The 13,941-nt window shown below is 45.0% G+C and carries 15 protein-coding genes; 12 read left to right on the forward strand and 3 right to left on the reverse strand.

Annotated elements, in window-relative coordinates:
- Positions 1 to 2: 2 nt before the first annotated feature.
- The 12 genes from MTR82_RS08110 (at position 3) to ccpA (ending at position 11,410) form a co-directional block, all read left to right on the forward strand.
- Positions 3 to 524, forward strand: coding sequence for a DUF84 family protein (locus MTR82_RS08110; protein ID WP_246808652.1), 522 nt, complete (start codon positions 3 to 5; stop codon positions 522 to 524).
- Between the two features lie 63 nt (positions 525 to 587).
- Positions 588 to 1,103 (forward strand): hypothetical protein, encoded by a 516-nt coding sequence (locus MTR82_RS08115; RefSeq protein ID WP_246808653.1) that lies wholly within the window; start codon positions 588 to 590, stop codon positions 1,101 to 1,103.
- Between the two features lie 11 nt (positions 1,104 to 1,114).
- Positions 1,115 to 1,432 carry a thioredoxin family protein gene (locus tag MTR82_RS08120; RefSeq protein ID WP_246808654.1) on the forward strand — a complete coding sequence of 106 codons (318 nt, stop codon included), beginning with the start codon at positions 1,115 to 1,117 and terminating at the stop codon, positions 1,430 to 1,432.
- A 98-nt stretch (positions 1,433 to 1,530) separates the two neighbouring features.
- Entirely contained in the window at positions 1,531 to 2,346 is an 816-nt protein-coding gene (locus tag MTR82_RS08125) for a DUF1444 domain-containing protein (protein WP_246808655.1), read from the forward strand.
- Positions 2,343 to 2,951: a YtpR family tRNA-binding protein gene (ytpR, locus tag MTR82_RS08130; RefSeq protein WP_246808656.1), complete on the forward strand. Its 609-nt coding sequence runs from the start codon at positions 2,343 to 2,345 to the stop codon at positions 2,949 to 2,951. Before MTR82_RS08125 ends, ytpR begins: the two co-directional genes overlap by 4 nt.
- Before the next feature lie 6 nt (positions 2,952 to 2,957).
- Positions 2,958 to 5,717 (forward strand): DNA translocase FtsK, encoded by a 2,760-nt coding sequence (locus MTR82_RS08135; protein ID WP_246808657.1) that lies wholly within the window; start codon positions 2,958 to 2,960, stop codon positions 5,715 to 5,717.
- Positions 5,718 to 5,879: 162 nt separating this feature from the next.
- Positions 5,880 to 7,193, forward strand: coding sequence for a UDP-N-acetylmuramate--L-alanine ligase (gene murC / locus MTR82_RS08140; RefSeq protein WP_246808658.1), 1,314 nt, complete (start codon positions 5,880 to 5,882; stop codon positions 7,191 to 7,193).
- Between the two features lie 281 nt (positions 7,194 to 7,474).
- Entirely contained in the window at positions 7,475 to 7,966 is a 492-nt protein-coding gene (locus tag MTR82_RS08145; RefSeq protein ID WP_052652064.1) for a DUF948 domain-containing protein, read from the forward strand.
- Positions 7,967 to 7,991: 25 nt separating this feature from the next.
- Positions 7,992 to 8,714 carry a YtxH domain-containing protein gene (locus MTR82_RS08150; RefSeq protein ID WP_246808659.1) on the forward strand — a complete coding sequence of 241 codons (723 nt, stop codon included), beginning with the start codon at positions 7,992 to 7,994 and terminating at the stop codon, positions 8,712 to 8,714.
- A gap of 16 nt (positions 8,715 to 8,730) precedes the next feature.
- Positions 8,731 to 9,060, forward strand: coding sequence for a bacillithiol system redox-active protein YtxJ (ytxJ, locus tag MTR82_RS08155; RefSeq protein WP_246808660.1), 330 nt, complete (start codon positions 8,731 to 8,733; stop codon positions 9,058 to 9,060).
- Positions 9,061 to 9,227: 167 nt separating this feature from the next.
- On the forward strand, positions 9,228 to 10,313 hold the full coding sequence (locus tag MTR82_RS08160) for a bifunctional 3-deoxy-7-phosphoheptulonate synthase/chorismate mutase (RefSeq protein WP_246808661.1): 1,086 nt from the start codon (positions 9,228 to 9,230) through the stop codon (positions 10,311 to 10,313).
- 95 nt (positions 10,314 to 10,408) lie between these two features.
- Complete coding sequence (ccpA, locus tag MTR82_RS08165; RefSeq protein ID WP_246808662.1) at positions 10,409 to 11,410, forward strand: catabolite control protein A; 1,002 nt, start codon at positions 10,409 to 10,411, stop codon at positions 11,408 to 11,410.
- Positions 11,411 to 11,437: 27 nt separating this feature from the next.
- On the opposite strand, the gene MTR82_RS08170 is transcribed toward ccpA, so the two are convergent.
- Genes MTR82_RS08170 through MTR82_RS08180 form a run of 3 tightly spaced genes read right to left on the reverse strand, consistent with a single transcriptional unit; the run spans position 11,438 to position 13,884 of the window.
- Positions 11,438 to 12,589 (reverse strand): acetoin utilization protein AcuC, encoded by a 1,152-nt coding sequence (locus tag MTR82_RS08170; RefSeq protein WP_246809048.1) that lies wholly within the window; start codon positions 12,587 to 12,589, stop codon positions 11,438 to 11,440.
- The gene (locus MTR82_RS08175; protein ID WP_052652059.1) at positions 12,586 to 13,230 is read right to left on the reverse strand and encodes an acetoin utilization AcuB family protein; all 645 of its coding nucleotides are present in this window, start codon (positions 13,228 to 13,230) and stop codon (positions 12,586 to 12,588) included. Before MTR82_RS08175 ends, MTR82_RS08170 begins: the two co-directional genes overlap by 4 nt.
- 21 nt (positions 13,231 to 13,251) lie before the next feature.
- Entirely contained in the window at positions 13,252 to 13,884 is a 633-nt protein-coding gene (locus MTR82_RS08180; RefSeq protein WP_052652058.1) for a GNAT family N-acetyltransferase, read from the reverse strand.
- Positions 13,885 to 13,941: the final 57 nt, after the last annotated feature.

Here is a 13,941-nt window from a genome sequence, read left to right on the forward strand (position 1 = left end):
GGATGAAAAAGTTAACTGTGGCAGTCGCTTCGAAAAATCCGGCAAAGATCGATGCAGTCTCGGCTGTTTTGGAAAAGTTGCAACTAGGAGCCGAAATTGTGCCGGTGGATGCTGGATCCGGCGTCTCCGCCCAGCCCTTTTCATTGGAAGAAACACGCCAAGGAGCTGTAAATCGGGCCCAGACAGCCCTCCTCGGAAAATACGATCTGGCATTCGGGCTTGAAGGCGGCGTATATGTATTAGAAGAGTCGCTTTACTTGTGCAATTGGGGAGCCCTGGCAACAAAAGAAGGGCGCATCTATACTGCTGCGGGAGCACAGCTGCCGTTGCCGGAGCGGATTTCTGAACAGCTGCGCGCCGGGCGGGAACTGGGTCCGGTGATGGATGAATATGCCGGAGAAATCGGCATCCGCCATCATAAAGGGGCGATCGGCATTTTAACGTCAGGGCTCGTCAAACGGAATGAAATGTTTGAGCACATTGTCGAACTGCTGGCTGGCCAATTCCTGAAAGACAGCGATTAAGTTGCATGTCCCTTAAAACACCTTTAAAATAAGGGTTAGTTACGAAGTTAGGGAGGAATTTGTGTGCCTCGTAGGAAATTGGGATTGGCAGTGATAGCCGCTGCATTTTTACTTGCCGGATGCGTTGCGACGCCGGAAGAACGAGTGGCGAATGGAATGGAATCAGTTGAATTGGCATTTGAACAGCAGCCGGAAAATACGAACGAACAGACAGACCATGTGGAGTTCTATCTGCCGGGAGGCTACACAGTCGAAGAACCTTCTGATGAAAACAATATTATTATCACAAAGGGCAGCGATTCCTTTGTGTTGTTCGTCAATCCGAATGAATCAGCAGACAGCCGGTTGTTCTACGACCTTCAAAAAGCTAATCCGGAGCAGGAGTGGATAGCGGATGAAACTTTCGAAGAAAATGGGCGTTTTGGATTTGCAACCGTTCGGAATATTGCAGAAGACCGCTATGAATTGGTGGTCAGTGCCGGAGGCGTCAAAATGACGACCATTTCCGAAGAAAGCAAAATTGACGGCAATCTGGAATGGATGATGAAGACGGTCCGTTCAATCGACAGCGAAGAATAGGAGTTTAGATGATGAGAAAATTAGCGAACGTTGAAGAATTCAATACACTGGCAGCTACAGAATCTGTTGTATTCATGTTCACTGCCGGATGGTGCCCGGACTGCCGCGTCATCGATCCGATTATGCCGGATGTGGAAGCGAAATTCAGCGGCTATACCTTTGTATCAGTAGACCGTGATGAGTTCATCGACTTGTGCATCGAAAAGGATATTTACGGCATTCCAAGTTTCCTCGCTTATAAAGACGGGTCAGAAGTTGGCCGGTTTGTCAGCAAAGACCGCAAAACGCAAGACGAAATCGAATCATTTATCACGAATTTATCTGCTTAAAGCATTGGTTTCATTAAAGCAGAGGCGGCGGGATAAAAAAATGACGGTTCGCCATTTATGGCAGAACCGTTTATTTATGAAAGAAGGGAAGCAAACCGATGAAATCATTTGAACTTGTCAATATTCTAAGAGAGCGGATGCCGAATCCGCAATTGAATTGGCGTTTCGACCGGGAAAAGAACATGCTCCACATCAATCATGAAACATTGAAAAAAGGCACAAGCATTTCACTTCCACAAGTGATCAACCGGTACGAAGCAAAAGGGGAACCGGCGATTGAAGAAATCGTCTACATCATCACGGAAACATTTGAAGCAATGGAAAAAGAGCTGAAAGGTGAATTGAAATCGACGGAACATATTTTTCCGGTCATCCGCTCGACTTCGTTTCCGAAAGAGTCGAAAGAAGGAAATAAGTTCGTAACGAGCGAACATACGGCAGAAACAAGGATCTATTATGCTTTGGATGCCGGGACTACCTATCGCTTAATTGACGAAAATATGTTAAATTCATTAAGTCTGACAGTCGAGCAGCTCAAAGAAATTGCCAAATTCCAGGTGAAGAAGCTGAAAACTGCAGTGAAACAAGATCAAGTGGCGGGCAACGTGTTTTATTTTCTAAATGAAAATGACGGCTACGATGCTTCCCGTATTTTAAATGACAGTTTCCTAAAAGAGATGAAAACAAAAATAACCGGTGATATGACTGTTTCTGTGCCTCACCAAGATGTGCTGATCATTGGAGATATCCGGAACGAAACAGGCTATGATGTGCTGGCTCAAATGGCAATGCACTTTTTCACGAACGGCAAAGTGCCGATCACGTCACTTTCGTTCATTTATGAAAAAGGCGAGCTGGAACCGATTTTCATTATGGCGAAGAATCGAAAAGAAGAGGAGAACGATAAGAAATGAATGCTTTTTACAACAAACAAGGAATTGGCGATGTGCTTTTAGTCCAATTGCAGACAGAAACACCAGAAAAAATTCACCCGGAACAAACAGGGGATATTACTTTGATTAAAGACGCTTCTGGCGCGATTGCCGGATTCAATTTGTTTAATGCGAGTGAATACATGGAGTTGGAAAGTGCAGCTTCTGTTGAAGTGACGGAAGAACTGGTGACGGTTCTTCAAAATGCCTTGGAGAAAAATGGCGTTGACTATATTTTAGAAGTCGATTTATCTCCTAAATTCGTGGTCGGATATGTGGAATCGAAAGAAAAACACCCGAATGCGGACAAATTGAACATTTGCCAAGTAGCGGTCGGATCTGAACAATTGCAGATCGTCTGCGGCGCGCCGAACGTGGAGGCAGGCCAAAAAGTGGTTGTTGCCAAAGTGGGAGCTGTGATGCCATCTGGAATGATCATTAAAGATGCAGAGCTTCGCGGAGTGGCTTCAAGCGGGATGATTTGTTCTGCGAAAGAATTGGCGTTGCCGAATGCGCCCCAAGAAAAAGGGATACTCGTTTTACCGGAAGATGCAGAAACGGGATCACCATTTGAAGTAAAGGCGTGACGCAAAATGAGTTGGGTTAAAAATTTATGGAGCCGTATGTTCCCCGAAGACACGGAAGAAGATTATGAGGAAATTGAAAAAGAATCCGAGCCGGTTTCTTCTGCTCGCCCTAAAAGAGCACCTTTTCGATTCCCTGTCATAACGGACGAAGAAAAAGGATCTTTCATCAAACAAAATCCTAGAAACGGTAAGCTTGGCGACAGTTTCAGAAGAGGCGATGAGCAGCCGGTTGCACCAAGAAGACGGCCGGTGAATCCGGCTATCCAGCGTGCGTTGAACTACGACGCGAAATCCTTGCAGGAAGACCAGCCGGAAACGGTGAAAGAACACACGCCGGTGAGGCATCGTGAGCCGAGTCAATATGTTGAACCTACCCGGACTTACGAACCGCGCCGAAGCCGCGAGCCGCGCAGCTATGAAGCACCGAAGCCAATCGTTCAATCCTATGAACCGCCTGCGCCGCCGAAAAGCCGCAAATACGAAGCGCCGAAAAGCGTTAAAAAAACCCGGCGCTTTGAACCAACTCGCGTACCTTCACCGATTTACGGCTACAATGACACGCCGGAAATCCGCAGCAACAATCCGATTGTAAAAAAGGCTACAACTTTTGAGCAATTGAAAAACGACGAGAAGGAAGTTTCAGCGATTCTTGCAGCAACAAAAGCTCGGGCTTTGAATTTCGCGCCGGATCCAGTTGAACAACCAAAAGAGGCGGCGCCTCAGCCGATTGACAACGATTCGCCTGATCCAACATTTGAGCTTTTGACAGCGAAAAAAGAAGCAACACCGATGGAATTGGATTCTAGACCTATAAATCTTGACGAAACGCCAGCGCCGAATGGGGATTCAGGGGATGAAGTTGAAGCCGCAATTGAAGCGGTACCGGAAATGGCAGTGGAAGCTTCAAGCGAACCCGAATCAGAAACGGTGGAAGCGCCTGCTGTAGGTCTATCAGTTGATCCGGCTCCAGAAGCGCGAGAAAAAGTAGATGAAATCAAAAATGAAAATCCCGTACATACTGAACGTGAAGCTGCTGCAGTGCTGCCGGCTGAAACGGCGATACCAGCTGAGAAACGGGAAAAGACAGTGCCGTTCAATGTAATGATGTTAAAGTCGGATAAAGAGCGGATCAAAAAGCCGTCCATTCCTGCAGGTCCTCGGCCTGAAAAAAATACCCCCGATGTTCCAGCTGTGGAAGCTGAATCATCGGGCCAAATGCAAGCATCGACGGATGAAAAGAAATTGGAAGTCAAACGGCAAATGATGTCGGAAGTGTTGTCTGCCGAAAATGCGCCTGAAACGGAATCGCTAGAAGCGGTTGAAGCAGAAACAGAGGATTCCGGTAAAGAAGCTAAGGCCTACGAGCGTCCGGGAACCGATTATCTCCGGCCGCCCGAAAACGATTTAGTGGACGAGGTCTGGATGGAGGAACAGGGAGAGCGGCTCATTGAAGCGTTATCCCATTTCCAGATCCAGGCGTCCATATTAAGCATTGTTCAAGGGCCTGCTGTTACGCAATTTGAAGTGACAGTTGCACAAGGCGTAAAAGTCAGCAAAATCCGGAACTTGGCGGATGACCTGAAATTGGCATTAGCTGCCAAAGACATTCGGATTCAAGCTCCGATTCCTGGGAAAAGCTCAATCGGCATTGAGATTCCAAACCGCAAATCCCGGCCTGTCCGTATTTCGGAAGTTATTGAAAGCCGTGTGTTCCTGGAATCGGAATCACCGATGGAAGCGGCTCTTGGCCTTGACCTGACCGGAAAGCCGGTGACGCTGGATCTTCGGAAAATGCCTCATGGTTTGATAGCAGGAGCTACAGGATCCGGGAAAAGTGTATGCATCAATTCCTTGTTGGTGAGCTTATTGTATAAATCCTCTCCAAGAGATTTAAAGCTTTTGCTGATCGATCCAAAAATGGTGGAGTTGGCCCCGTATAACCATATTCCGCATCTGGTCAGCCCAGTCATTACGGATGTGAAAGCGGCTACCGCTTCTTTGAAATGGGCAGTCGAAGAAATGGAACGGCGCTATCAATTATTTGCCCATGCGGGGGTCCGTGATTTAAACCGCTACAATAAGATGGTAGAAGAAAAAGGCGATTATGCCCAACATCTGCCTTATATTCTGATCGTCATTGATGAATTGGCCGATTTGATGATGATGTCGCCTTCAGACGTTGAAGATGCGATTTGCCGGATTGCCCAGAAAGCGAGAGCGTGCGGAATCCATCTGGTAATTGCGACGCAGCGGCCATCGGTAGACGTAATTACAGGGTTGATCAAATCCAATATTCCGACACGCATCGCGTTCTCGGTTTCTTCCCAGGTCGATAGCCGGACGATTCTGGACACGCAAGGAGCGGAACGCTTGCTCGGCAGGGGAGATATGCTTTATTTAGGAAATGGCATGTCAGCGCCTGTCCGCATCCAGGGTACGTTTGTGACAGATGAAGAAATTGAAGATGTTATCGCCCACGTAAGAGCTCAAGGCGAACCGGAATATTTCTTCAAAGAAGAAGAATTGATCAAGCGGGCGAGCGGAGCCGATTTTCAAGATGATTTGTTTGAAGAAGCATGCCGTTTTATCATGTCTCAAGGAAGCGCATCGACGTCCCTCCTTCAACGCAAATTCCATATCGGCTACAACCGGGCGGCGCGATTAATGGACTTGCTTGAAGAGCACGGCTTTATTTCGGAACAGAACGGAAGCAAAGCAAGAGCGGTTCTTATGACAGAAGAAGACATTACTGAAGTATTTCAGTAAGAATTTCAAAATACTTGAAAATTAAAAGGATATATCGGGTATATTGCTCTTTCATAAAAAATGGTATAATCGAGTGATTATGTTTTAACATAAGCAAGCAGCTATTCAGTCCGTCAGACGAATTGATTAGACTAATTTTCAACTCCCACAGGAGGTTCATTTATGACAGTACTACATTTTACCGGCATTAAAGGTTCCGGTATGAGCCCACTTGCGCAAATTATGCACGATATGGGGGAACAGGTCCAAGGCTCGGATATCGAACAGCACTTTTTCACAGAAGACCGTTTGCGTGAAAGAGGCATCACGATTTTGCCTTTCGACGAAAATAATATTCAAGAAAACATGACAATAATTGCAGGGAATGCTTTTAATGACAATCACCCTGAACTTGTAAAAGCGAGAGAGCTTGGCGCAACCATCATTCGTTACCATGAGTTTCTTGGGGACTTGATGAATCAATATGTATCGGTGGCAATCACAGGAGCGCACGGCAAAACGTCGACTACCGGATTGATGGCGCATGTACTTGATGGCTATAAACCCGTTTCATATTTGATCGGGGACGGGACCGGATTCGGCAAAGAAGATTCGCATTTCTTTGTAGCAGAAGCGTGTGAATATCGCCGCCATTTCTTGGCTTATCATCCGGATTATGCGATCATGACAAATATCGATTTTGACCATCCCGATTATTTTGCGGGAATCGATGATGTGTTCAATGCCTTTGAAGAAATGGCAAAGCAAGTGAAAAAATGCATCATTGCTTGCGGAGACGATGAATACCTTCAACGGATCCAAGCGCCGATTCCGGTCGTCTATTATGGATTCGGAGCGGAAAATGATTTTCAGGCGAGAAATGTCGTTAAGTCGACAGAAGGCACGACATTTGATGTGGTAATCCGCAATGAATTCTACCATACCTTCACGATTCCGATGTTTGGCGACCATGCGATATTAAATGCATTGGCAGTCATTTCCCTCTGCCATTATGAAAATATTCCAGCAGAAATTGTCCAGCAGCAATTAGCGGATTTTGAAGGAGTAAAGCGTCGGTTCACCCAAACTGAAATCGACGGGCATATTCTGATCGATGATTATGCGCACCATCCGACTGAAATCAGTGCGACTTTGCAATCTGCACGCCAAAAATTTCCGGATCGGGAACTTGTGGCCATCTTCCAGCCGCATACTTTTACACGGACGCAAACGTTCCTTGAGGAGTTTGCCGACAGCTTGAGCGAAGCTGACCATATTTATCTATGCGATATTTTCGGTTCTGCCCGGGAAGAAGCGGGCGTTTTGACGATTAAAGACCTTGAAGAGAAAATTGAAGGCAGTTATATTCTCCAGGCAGATGACGTTAAGCCGCTGCTCGCACATGGACAAGCCGTATTTTTGTTCATGGGTGCCGGAGATGTGACGAAATTCCAAGAAGCATTCGAGAAATTATTGAAGACTGAGGAAACAGTTTAACTTTTAAGTTAAGCTGTTTTTTTATGCAGAAATTCTTCGAGAATGGGATGTAGGGATCACAGAAGAATTGAATAAAGCCCGATTTATGCCAAGCAGAAAAAGGCGGGTGAGGGAGGTGGGAAGAGAAGTTGGCGGGAGTTTCTAGTTTTCTGAGCCAAATCATCTTTTCTATAGGAGGATTTCCTTAAGTTTTGTTGAATTAAGTTAAAGTACCGGTGTTTAGGTGTATAAGCAGCAGGGTACAAAAGAGATATAACAGTTTCGCAAAAGGAGGAAAAAGCATGGATTGGCAAATACTGCTTTACATAGCAGCTATCGTAGCAGCTATCGGATTTTTAATTCTATGCGTAGCATTGGCGATGACGTTGAATTCGCTGAAGAACACATTGAAAGAGGTAACTGGAACAGTAGCAGGCCTTGAAAATCAATTGCAGGGGGTCACGTTGGAGACGACGAACTTGCTGCACAAAACCAATGAATTAGCTGAAGACATTCAAGTTAAATCTGAAAAACTGAACACAGTGGTAGATGCAGTGAAAGGCGTAGGGAATTCGGTAACGGATTTGAATTCGTCTATCCGCCGCGTCACTTCTGAAGTATCCACTCAAGTCGAATTGAACCAAGACAAGATTGCCCAAGTTGTTCAATGGAGCAATGTTGTCATGGGGATCCGCGACAAGTGGAAAGAGCGCAAAATCTATGAATCCCGTGCTGCATCGTCTTATGCACCTGTTCCAGGGCAGAAGCAATTGCCGCATAACGATCAATATTAAACTACTTTAATGGAGGAATGTTCAAATGACTCATAACAACGACAATAACCAACGCCCAACTTATAATGAACCGCAATACAATCGTGACTATTATTCTCAAAACGGCCAAAACTATCAGCAAAATGATTATGTGCCGCAATCTTACGGCATGACAAACCGCTATGATGACCTTTACGATTATGAGGACGAGTCAAGCTCAAAAGACTTTATCATCGGCGCTTTAGTCGGCGGAATTATCGGTGCTGCTACAGCATTGTTCTTAGCGCCTAAATCAGGCAAAGAATTGCGTTCGGATTTAAATACGCATGCCACTACTTTAAAAGAAAAAACAGCGACTTATACAGATACTGCCAAAGAAAAATCCGGCGGATTAACGCAGCAAGTTAAAGACCAGTCTTCTAAAGTTGTGGATAAAGTAAAAAATCTGAAAGGCGGCCAGTCTCCGATGGATGACGGTACGGCTTCATCAGAAGGCGAAGAATCGATTGAAATGTTGGATACGGTGCAAAATTCAGTGGATAAAGCAGAATCATCAGGCAAAGAAGCTTTTACGTCAACTGCAAATGCTTTGCGCGAAGCAGTAGAAGAAGTGAAAGAAGAAAAGAAATCCGAATCAAGCAACAGCTCAAACAACAACAATTCCAGCAGCAATAAATCAAACAACAACTCAACCAACTCAAGCAACAAAAATAATAATTCAAACAGCAATAACTCTAGCAACAAAAACAACAACAAATCATCAAACTGATTTAGGAGCGGGTTAAATGGAAAATCTAGTGCGTGTACAGGATCTGGACAGTTTGAAGAAGCATGCAGGGAAAGCCCAGCATTATTGGCTATTTAAACACAGCAGTACATGCCCGGTTTCAGCCGCCGCATGGAATGAATTCAACGAATACTGTTCATTGCATCCAAATCAACTGTTTTTATTTTTAGTGGTTCAGGAAGACCGGGAATTGTCACAAAATATTGCGCAAATCACCGGAATCAAACATGAATCGCCTCAATTGTTCCATTTTTCAAGCGAAAAAGTGGATTGGCATGCCTCTCACGGGGATATAACCAGCAAATCCATGACTGAATTTATCGCTTAAAAAGTAAGCTGAAGCCTTGTGCTTCAGCTTTTTTCATTCCAAAACACTTTAGCGCGTTGAATCGCTAAAATAAATTTCGTGACTTTATTGAATACTTTGCTTATAATAGTCCTAATATGTTAATATGAGTCACTAAGTAAGGTGAATCTCGAAAGGGGAAGTAGAAAATGAGCCAATTAGATTTAGAACAGCTTAGAGAAAAAGTTGACGCAGTCAACCTGCAAATCCTTTCTCTTATCAACGAAAGAGCAACAGTCATCCAGGAAATCGGAAAGATCAAAGAAAAACAAGGTGTCAATCGCTACGATCCGCTGCGTGAACGCCATATGCTTAACTTATTAAAAGACCATAACAACGGCCCGCTTGATCAAAAAACCGTTGACCATATATTCAAGGAAATTTTCAAATCCGCTTTGGACATGCAAGAAGAAGACCAACGCAAAGCATTGCTGGTTTCCCGTAAAAAGAAATCAGAGGATACCGTAATTACAGTTAACGGGGAACGCATCGGTGAAGGAACTCCTTCATTCATCTTCGGGCCATGTGCAGTTGAATCGCAAGAGCAAGTATCGAAAGTTGCAGAAGCAATTGGCGGAAAAGGCCTTCGTTTAATTCGCGGTGGAGCATACAAGCCGCGTACTTCTCCTTACGATTTCCAAGGTCTAGGCCTTGAAGGCTTGAAAATGTTAAAAGCGGCAGCAGAACAATACAATTTGGCTGTCGTGACGGAAATTGTGACGCCTTCGCATTTGGAAGACGCATTGCCGTACTTGGATGTAGTTCAAGTAGGAGCGCGCAATATGCAGAACTTCGAATTGCTGAAAGCGGTTGGGCAAATCAACAAACCGGTTCTTCTAAAAAGAGGGATGGCTGCTACAATCGATGAATTCATCAATGCAGCAGAATACATCATCGCATCAGGAAATGATCAAATCATCCTTTGCGAACGCGGAATCCGCACTTACGAAAAAGCGACAAGAAACACACTGGACATCTCAGCAGTGCCGATCTTAAAGCAAGAAACGCATTTGCCGGTATTTGTAGACGTTACCCATTCTACTGGCCGCCGCGACCTCTTATTGCCAGCTGCTAAAGCGGCAATCGCAATCGGAGCTGATGGCGTTATGGCTGAAGTCCACCCAGACCCAGCAGTCGCATTGTCCGATGCAGCTCAGCAAATGAATTTGCAGCAATTCGATGAATACTACGATTCATTGATGAAATTCATGAAGCAATACGAATTGAAAATGTAATTCCGAAGAGCCGGGCCCCCCGGCTTTTCTTTTTTTAGTTGATTAGAGGAAACGCTTTATCGTATGATTATAGATATAGGAAAGGAGGGCGCACCGTGACCGTTACGATTTATGATGTAGCAAGAGAAGCGAATGTATCCATGGCTACCGTTTCGCGCGTAGTGAATGGCAACCAAAACGTAAAACCTGCTACAAGAAAAAAAGTATTAAAAGTAATTGAAGAATTGGGGTATCGCCCTAACGCAGTGGCTAGAGGGTTAGCCAGCAAGAAAACGACAACGGTCGGCGTCATCATTCCCGATATTTCAAACAGTATGTATGCAGAATTAGCTCGGGGAATCGAAGACATTGCGACCATGTACCGCTACAACATCATCTTGTCGAACTCAGACCAAAATCAAAATAAGGAACTTCAATTGCTGGAAACAATGCTTGGAAAACAAGTGGATGGCATAGTTTTCATGAGCGATGTAATCTCAACTGAACTTCTTTATGAAATGGAAAGATCGCCAACTCCGATCGTTCTAGCCGGATCGATTGATGAAACGAATGCAGTGGCATCCGTAAATATCGATTATCATGGAGCTGCCTATGAAGCGGTTAAAAAATTGGTCGATAACGGACATAAGAAAATAGCTTTTGTTTCGGGTCCGTTAAGCTCTAAGATCAATAAAGACTTCAAATTAAAAGCCTATAAAGAAGCGTTGGAGGACGCAGGCATCGACTATGATGAGAAATTGGTCGTAGAATGCAATAACTCTTATGATGAAGGAATGGAAGCAGTCGCTACTTTGCAGCCTTATGAGCCAACCGCTTATTTCGTCAGCAATGACGAAATGTCGATCGGTGTCATTCATGCGCTTGAAGAAAGCGGGAAAAAAGTGCCTGAAGATGCAGAAATCATCAGCTACGAAAATTCCAAACTGGCTCGCATGGCACGTCCAATGCTGACATCCATCGCATTTCCTTTATATGATATCGGAGCCGTCTCCATGCGTTTATTGACAAAGTATATGAATGAAGAAGAAATCGAAGAAAAACAAGTCATTTTGCCGTATCGCATTGAAGAACGCCAATCGACAAAAAATAATGCATAAAAAAAGAGCCCTCATCAGGGCTCTTTTTTATGCATTTCGAATCATATATAAGGCTTTATTGAGCATTTGGAAGTTCTTGTCGGTTATTTCTTCTTTTCTTGGAATGGCTTGGTACATATTGACGGGGTCTTCCCACGTTTTAATCAGTGGCACAGGCGATTCGGGCTGCCATTTGGAAAGCCATGGTTCTGGCAAATTGCCATGCGGCAAAGGGAAATTATTCATTTCCATCCAAATCATCGACCAAGCGCGAGGGACAACGCGCCAAATGTCATAACCGCCGCCTCCGACCGCAATCCACCGGCCGTCGCAGTACGTGTGAGCCAGTTCGTGGGCGATTTTAGGAATCTCCCGATAGATATTCATCGTTCCATATAAATGGGTAAGTGGGTCCAAATAATGGGCGTCAGCACCGTTTTGGCTAAGGATAACGTCGGGCTTGAAGAATTCTACAATTTCTTTCATCGCTGTCCGGTAAATATCAAGAAACGATTCATCTTCCGTAAAGGCATCGATCGGAAAATTGAAAGAAGTGCCATAGCCTTGGCCGCTCCCGCGTTCGTTGATATTGCCGGTTCCAGGGAAGAGGTAGCGTCCGGTTTCGTGAATTGAGACCGTACAGACGTCCGGATCGTCATAGAAGCTCCATTGGACGCCGTCCCCATGGTGGGCATCGGTGTCAATGTAGAGGACCCTCGCTTCGTATTTTTTCTTGATGTAATTAATGGCCACTGAACTGTCGTTGTAAATGCAGAAGCCTGAAGCTTTTCCGCGGAACCCGTGATGGAGGCCGCCGCCCAGGTTCAAAGCATGCTGGGCTTTTCCTTCCATAACGTAATCGACAGCAGTCAATGTGCCGCCGACTAATCGCGCACTCGCTTCATGCATGTTCTCAAAAATCGGCGTATCTTCGGTTCCGATGCCATAGCTTTCACCGGCTTCCGGTGTGATTTCGCCTCTGCTTGCTTTTTTTACGATTTCAATATAGCGTTCGTCATGGGCAAGCAGCAATTCCTCATCTGAAGCGACTCGGGCAGGCACAATCAAGTCTTCTGGAAGCGCATTCATTTCGCGGAGAAGATCGATGGTCAGCACAAGCCTTTTTTGGTTGAATGGATGCGTATCAGAAAATTTATACCCCAATTGATCTTCTGAAAAAATAAATACTGCGTGTTTCATTCGTTCATTTGCGGTGCGCTCGGCCATAAGACATCGAAACCTTCTTTTCGCAAGTCCTCAATGAGCGAAAGCGGATTCATCGTTTGAACCCGGAACACCAGGATTTTGTTCGCGCGATTGCTGCTGTCGGGGTATACCAGCACGCTTAAAATATTCACGTTTTTATCATGGAAAACTTTGGATACATCAAACAGAACGCCGGAGCGGTCAGGGACTTTTATTTCTATTTGCGAGCCTGGCTGATGGGCCCCGGTCAATTCAATGTATTTGTACAATAAATCCGTTTCGGTGATAAAGCCCACCAATTTGCTATTGCTGATGATCGGAAGGCAGCCAATTTGCTGATCATAGAAAACCAATGCGATTTCTTCCACAAAATCCATCGGGTGAGCCGTGATCGGATTTTTGGTCATGATGTCTTCCACTTTTTTTTCGTAAGCGTCTTTTTTAGGAGAGACGGTAAAACGGGAGGGCAGGGCATCTTTTAAATCACGGTCAGATACGACGCCTACGACTTTGCCATTCTCTACTACGGGTGCGTGGCGGATTCGCTGTTTTTCAAAAAGTTCAAATACATCTTGGACGGTTTGGTCCACAGATAAAGTTTGCACTTCCGTTTTCATAATTTCTTCTATTAACATGGAAACACCCCTTTTGTTCGATTAATACATATAGCGGTTCATGAAACGGAGCTGGTCAAATTGCTGGACCGACTCTGGCGGAACTCTGCTGCCGATTCTGGCCATCAAGCAATTGGCGGGATGGGAACTGATTTCCGGATCGTCAGTCGCGAAATATTCCAATCCGCCAGCCTGCATCATCTTCTCCATAATCTTTCGGTACTCCCAGACATTTAATCCGGTGCCTTTTAAATCCCAATGCCAATAATATTCAGTCGTAATGACGATGAAATCTTCGAAATAATCATCCTGCATCGATAAGCGCAGCAAAGATTTTCCGACACCGCCGCCGCGGTATTTAGGAATGATTTCGATGGCGCCAAGTTCAATCAAGTCTTTCATTTTTCCTTCCGACCATCGTTCAAGAGGATCAGGGTAGAGGAAAGTTACGTAGCCGACAATGGTATTTTCCACTCGGGCAATAAGAATGCGGCCTTCCGGGAGATCGGCAATTTCCGTAATGGCTTTGTGCTGTTGGGCCGGCTGTCTAAATGCCACGAGGTCTTCGTGGAATTCAAGCGCTTTCAATTCTTTTGAAGGGACGGGCCCTTCAAGAAGCAGCGGACCATTTTTTGTTTCTAGATTCATTGAATGGTATTCCTTCTGATGTTCCATCTTTTCACCGCCTGTTAGGTACAATTAGGTACATTATACATGAAATAAAAATAGAAA

Source organism: Planococcus ruber (assembly GCF_022819085.1).
GTDB classification, from domain to species: Bacteria; Bacillota; Bacilli; order Bacillales_A; family Planococcaceae; genus Planococcus; species Planococcus ruber.

Coding starts and splice junctions, on each gene's coding strand:
- MTR82_RS08170 (WP_246809048.1), bottom strand. CDS start 12,589: ATGAAACACGCAGTATTTATTTTTTCAGAAGATCAATTGGGGTATAAA.
- MTR82_RS08135 (WP_246808657.1), top strand. CDS start 2,958: ATGAGTTGGGTTAAAAATTTATGGAGCCGTATGTTCCCCGAAGACACG.
- MTR82_RS08160 (WP_246808661.1), top strand. CDS start 9,228: ATGAGCCAATTAGATTTAGAACAGCTTAGAGAAAAAGTTGACGCAGTC.
- ytpR (WP_246808656.1), top strand. CDS start 2,343: ATGAATGCTTTTTACAACAAACAAGGAATTGGCGATGTGCTTTTAGTC.
- MTR82_RS08180 (WP_052652058.1), bottom strand. CDS start 13,884: ATGGAACATCAGAAGGAATACCATTCAATGAATCTAGAAACAAAAAAT.
- MTR82_RS08175 (WP_052652059.1), bottom strand. CDS start 13,230: ATGTTAATAGAAGAAATTATGAAAACGGAAGTGCAAACTTTATCTGTG.
- MTR82_RS08145 (WP_052652064.1), top strand. CDS start 7,475: ATGGATTGGCAAATACTGCTTTACATAGCAGCTATCGTAGCAGCTATC.
- murC (WP_246808658.1), top strand. CDS start 5,880: ATGACAGTACTACATTTTACCGGCATTAAAGGTTCCGGTATGAGCCCA.
- MTR82_RS08125 (WP_246808655.1), top strand. CDS start 1,531: ATGAAATCATTTGAACTTGTCAATATTCTAAGAGAGCGGATGCCGAAT.
- MTR82_RS08120 (WP_246808654.1), top strand. CDS start 1,115: ATGAGAAAATTAGCGAACGTTGAAGAATTCAATACACTGGCAGCTACA.
- MTR82_RS08110 (WP_246808652.1), top strand. CDS start 3: ATGAAAAAGTTAACTGTGGCAGTCGCTTCGAAAAATCCGGCAAAGATC.
- ytxJ (WP_246808660.1), top strand. CDS start 8,731: ATGGAAAATCTAGTGCGTGTACAGGATCTGGACAGTTTGAAGAAGCAT.
- MTR82_RS08150 (WP_246808659.1), top strand. CDS start 7,992: ATGACTCATAACAACGACAATAACCAACGCCCAACTTATAATGAACCG.